We start from the raw sequence: 4568 nt of genomic DNA, 5'->3' as shown, positions 1-4568 counted from the left end.
CCCCGCGGACGCGGCAGCCGACGCCGGCCCCGCCGCGACGGCGGTGGGGGGAACGGCGGCGGTGAGTGGCTCGGCCGAGCGGGTTTGCGGAATGGGCGTGAACGTGGGAGTGGGTGCGGGGGCGGGCTCGTCGGCGTCGGGCCGAACGGCTCCGGCGTCCTTGCGGGTCCGGTCGGCCAACGCTCCCCAGGCGTCGGCGTCGACGGTCGACGCGGCCCACTGCTCGTATGGATCTCGGTCGGGTGGGAACGTCTCGGCCTCGGGCGTGTGGCGGGTCAGAGCCACCGCGGCCACGAGCACGAGTACTAGTCCCCCCAGAATCAGCACCGGCGTCAGCATCGCCGTCCTTCCCCCCCGAACAGGTCACCGTGGACCCGCCCCCCTGCCTGGAACTCAAGGGCGGGAGGGCCCGATCGGTCCCGCATTCCTGTCATGCGCGGGCAAGTGACAACGTACGGGTGACCAGCCCGGACGGGGCCCGAATCGATGACACGCAGCGAGGTAGCCGGTTCGGGTGGTAAGGCGGGTTCGCCGGCGCCACGGCCACGGGTCCGGAACAGCCAGGACCGGTACATTACGGGCCATCGTGTCCAACTTGCCCGGTCCGGACGATCATCCTCAGCCGGTCGGTCCCGCGCGCAGCCACGGTCTGGGCGCAGGCGCCGGCGACGGCAGAGCGGCCGCGACGCGACCGCCGCACCGCCCCGCGCCGGTCGCCGCCGGCCGGGGCCGCACCTGCTGATCGCCCGCACCGCCCGTGCCGCTCTTCATTCCGCTCGCGCTGCTCGCCGCGTTCCTGCTGGCGTCGTCGGCCGCCCTCCAGCAGCGCGCCGCGGCCCGCAGCCGGTTCGCGGCGCGCGACGACCAGGACATGGCCGTGCCCGGGTTCGGGCACCTGCTCGACCTCGTCCGCGAGCCGTTATGGCTGGTCGGCTGGCTGACGAACCTGGCCGGCTTCCTCACCCAGGCACTGGCGCTGCATCTGGGATCGCTCGCCGAGGTGCAGCCGCTCATGGTCACCCAGCTGCTGTTCGCGCTCCCGCTCGGGCTGGTCGGCACGCGGCTGCGGATGGCCCGCACGGCCTGGTGGGCCATCGCGGCGATCTGCGCCGGGCTCGCGCTGCTGCTCGGCGTGCAGGATCGGCTACCCGCCCACCCGCCGCTCGACCAGGAACGCCTGGTGCTGGCGATCATTGCCATCGTCGCGCTGGCCGCGGTGTTGGTCGCCGCGTCGCGCGGGCGGCGGCCGGCGGCGAGGGCGACGCTGTTCGGCGTCGCCGCCGGATTGTTCTTCGCGCTGAGCGCGCTGCTGCTCAAGCAGGCGACCGACGAAACCCTCGACAACGGGTTCGACGCGACAGTGACGCACTGGTTCGCCTATGCCCTGTGCGGGGTGACACTGACGAGCCTGTGTCTAGGCCAGATGGCCTACGCGGTCGGCCCGCTGACCGCAGCCGTCACCGCCATGAACATCACCAACCCGACCGTCGCGTACGCGCTCGGCGTCCTTGTGTTCGGGGTCCCCGCTCCGAGGGGGTCCGGGGTCATCACGGGCGTCGCGGTCTCCGCCGTGCTGGTCGTGGGCGGAGTGTTCCTGCTTTCGCGCGCGAGCGCCCTGCCCCGCCCGCGGCGGCCCCCGGCGCCATAGCGCCGCACCCGCTCCAGCGCGCTCGGCCAGCCGTCCGATCCCTCCAGCGGCGGCTGGGCAGGTCGCCGACGGCGGCGGCGGCCAGGCAGGTCGCCGACGGCGGCGGCTGCCGGCCAGACCGGGACGTCAGCGGTTGCCGAACAGGCCGCCCATGCCGCCGCCACCGAAACCGCCGCCCTGCCCGTGGGGGCCGCCCTGTCGGTGCTGGCCGCCGAGCTGGTTGCCCTGGAAGCCGCCCTGGCCGAGACCGAAGTGGCCGGCCGCGTCGGCGCCGGCCAGCGCGTTGTACGGGGGCAGCAGCTCGCAGGGCTGCACGATGACGAAACCCTCGCCGGTGAACTGCATCTGCCAGCTCTCCCCGGTGTTGCCGCGCGGCCGCCACACCGCCGAGGACGTCACCGCCGCCTGCATCGACACCTGTAGGCCCGACGACCAGCCGACGACCGCGTCCGCGTCGGCGAAGTAGTAGTTCTGGTGGGTGACATGCATGACCAGCGGCGCGCCCGACGTGCAGACCGCGACCTTGCCGTTGCCGCGCAGCTCCACCTGGTAGGCGCCGACGCCGGCGATGCCGACCTGACTGTCGACCCGGACCAGGTCCCAGCTCAGGTCGGAGTTGAAGGCCAGCACGTTCTTGCCGTCGACGGTCAGCCCGTCGCCGGCCAGGTCGAGGATGTGGATGTCCTGCGCCTGGTTGGCGAGGAAGACCGAGCCGGAGCCGGAGACCTGCATGAGGTTCAGGCCCTCGCCGCCGCTGAAGAAGCTGCGAAAGCGCCCGCCCCAGCCCTCCCAGTGGGCGTCGAAGTTCGCGGCGCCCTGGTAGGCGACCATCGCGCCCTTGCGGGCGTAGAACTCACGCATCCCGCGGGCGCCGAGCGTCGCCCGCAGCATCTTGCCGTTCTGCAGGGAGAACGGCTCGTCGGAGGGCCGCTCGGGATTGTCGAGCAGGCTGCTGCGGATCCCACCGGCCGGCCCCCCGGGACCGCCAGGACCACCGGGACCCCCAGGACCACCGGGCGGCAGCCCCGGACCGCCGGGGTAGCCCCCACCCGGACCGCCGGGATAGCCGCCCTGGCCGGGACCGCCGGGACCCGGCGGGTAGCCGCCGCCCGGACCCGGGTAACCCGGACCGGGAGGCGGGTAGCCGGGTCCGCCCGGACCGCCGGGGTAGCCGCCGGGACCGCCCGGATGACCGCCGTACGCCCCGCCCTGCGTCATGTCGCAGTCCTCTCCGCCGTCCGCCGCGCCCGGCGCGCACCGCCGCCGCTCATGCCGTCAACGAACCGCCCGCCGTCCACGAACCGCCTGCCGTCCACGAACCGCCCGCCGTCACCGGATCCCATGCCGCCTCAGCCCCGCAGCGACATGGTCGGCCGCTCGTCCTCGCTCGGCTGGACGACGACGAAGCCCTGTCCGGAGAAACCGAGCTGGAACGCCTCGCCGGAGCCGCGCCCGATCAGGCCGCCGAGGCGCGCGGTGCGCCGGGGTTCGACGCGCAGGCCGTCGGTGTAGGCGACGAGGGCGTCGGTGTCGACGAACGTCGGCGCCTCCCGGGTGTCGAGCACGATCGGGTTGCCCTTCGCGGTCAGCGCGACCCAGCCGTGGCCGCGCAGCACCACGTTGAACATCCCCATCCCGGACAGCATCGTGACGCCGCGGACGCGTTCGATCTTCCATTCCAGCGCCGCGTCGAAGGCCAGGATGTTCTTGCCGTTGACCGACAGGCCCTCGCCGGCGAGCTGCGCGACGATGACCTCCTTGCCGTAGTCGGCGAGGTAGAGCAGGCCCTGGCCGGTCGCCGTCATCAGCGGCACGCCCTCGCCGGTCGCCCAGGACGCCGCGATCCGGCCGAGCTGCGGCGGCTGCGGGTTGAAGTCGATCAGCCCCTCGTAGGCGATCATGGAGCCGACCCGGGCGAACAGGTCCTGCCCGGGGTTCATGACCACCTTGGCAATCTTGGAGCCGTGCTTGCTCATCCGCTCGAAGACGGGCGTCGGCCCGTAGTGCTCGATCAGGCTGCCCTGCACGGCCCGCTCCCTCCCACCGGCGGTCGCACCGCCGGGCCCGCTGCCGCGATCGTCGCCACTCTCACACCTCGTACGGCTGGACGACGACGAAATGACCGGCGAATCCCATGAACTGCAGGGCCAGGGCCTCGCCGCTGCTGCCCGCGTAGATCTGCCGGGAGATCCGCACCTGCGTCGAGACGCTGACCCGCATGCCGGTGGTCCACGCGACCAGCGCGTTCATGTCCGCGAACGTCGGGCCCTGCACGGGCAGGGTCATCGGCGATCCCTTGGTCATGACGACCACCGAACCCGGCCCGGAGACCTCGAAGTGGAAGAAGCCACCGCCGGGGATGCCGGGGCTTTCGATCCGGCGCACCTCGGTGCGCACGGTGGCGTCCATCGCCAGCAGGTTCTTCGCGTTGATGCACAGCGACGAGGAGCCGAGCTCGACGACGTGCAGGTCGGCGGCGTCCTGGGCGAGGAACACCTCGCCGGAGCCCTTGCAGGTCATGAGCTTGAGGCTCTGGCCGGTCAGCTTGCCCTCGATGAGGCCGCGCAGCCCGCCGCTTTTGTAGTCGAACTCGACGTTGCCCTGGTAGGCGACCATCGACCCGCGCAGCGCCAGGGCGTCCGGGCCGAGGGTGACCTTGACCAGCTTGCCGTTCTGCTGCGTCCAGCGGCCCGCCGTCGGCACCTCGCGGTAGGGGGCGAGGCTGTTCATCGCCCCCGGCGGGGTCGGCTGGGCCTGCGAGGGCAGCGGTTCGGGGCCGCCGAACGCGCCCACCGGCGGCTGGGCTCCGGGCATGCCGCCCGGCACCGGCGCGCCGCCGTACCCGGGCCCGCCGGGGGGCGGGCCGCCGGCAGGGGACGGCTGGCCCGGCACGGGATGGCCGCCGTAACCCGGAGCGGGA

The 4568-nt window shown here is 73.4% G+C and carries 4 protein-coding genes and 1 pseudogene; 1 reads left to right on the top strand and 4 read right to left on the bottom strand.

Going from position 1 to position 4568, the window contains the following annotated elements; genetic code table 11:
• A pseudogene (locus FRAQA3DRAFT_RS35670) lies at positions 1-339 on the bottom strand (hypothetical protein); the annotation flags it as partial.
• A gap of 418 nt (positions 340-757) precedes the next feature.
• On the opposite strand from FRAQA3DRAFT_RS35670, the gene FRAQA3DRAFT_RS02090 reads away from it, so the two are divergent.
• Positions 758-1648 (top strand): DMT family transporter, encoded by an 891-nt coding sequence (locus tag FRAQA3DRAFT_RS02090; RefSeq protein ID WP_009737414.1) that lies wholly within the window; start codon positions 758-760, stop codon positions 1646-1648.
• A 126-nt stretch (positions 1649-1774) separates the two neighbouring features.
• Here the strand turns inward: FRAQA3DRAFT_RS02090 and FRAQA3DRAFT_RS02085 are convergent, their stop codons facing one another.
• The 3 genes from FRAQA3DRAFT_RS02085 to FRAQA3DRAFT_RS36535 form a co-directional block, all read right to left on the bottom strand.
• Entirely contained in the window at positions 1775-2866 is a 1092-nt protein-coding gene (locus tag FRAQA3DRAFT_RS02085; protein WP_009737413.1) for an AIM24 family protein, read from the bottom strand.
• Positions 2867-2997: 131 nt separating this feature from the next.
• Complete coding sequence (locus FRAQA3DRAFT_RS02080; protein WP_009737412.1) at positions 2998-3675, bottom strand: AIM24 family protein; 678 nt, start codon at positions 3673-3675, stop codon at positions 2998-3000.
• Between the two features lie 61 nt (positions 3676-3736).
• The coding region (locus tag FRAQA3DRAFT_RS36535) for an AIM24 family protein (RefSeq protein ID WP_009737411.1) at positions 3737-4568 on the bottom strand (832 nt) is incomplete at its 5' end.

Origin of the sequence: Frankia sp. QA3, assembly GCF_000262465.1 — a bacterium.
Lineage (GTDB): Bacteria > Actinomycetota > Actinomycetes > Frankiales > Frankiaceae > Frankia.
This window is presented reverse-complemented; position numbering and strand designations above follow the sequence as displayed.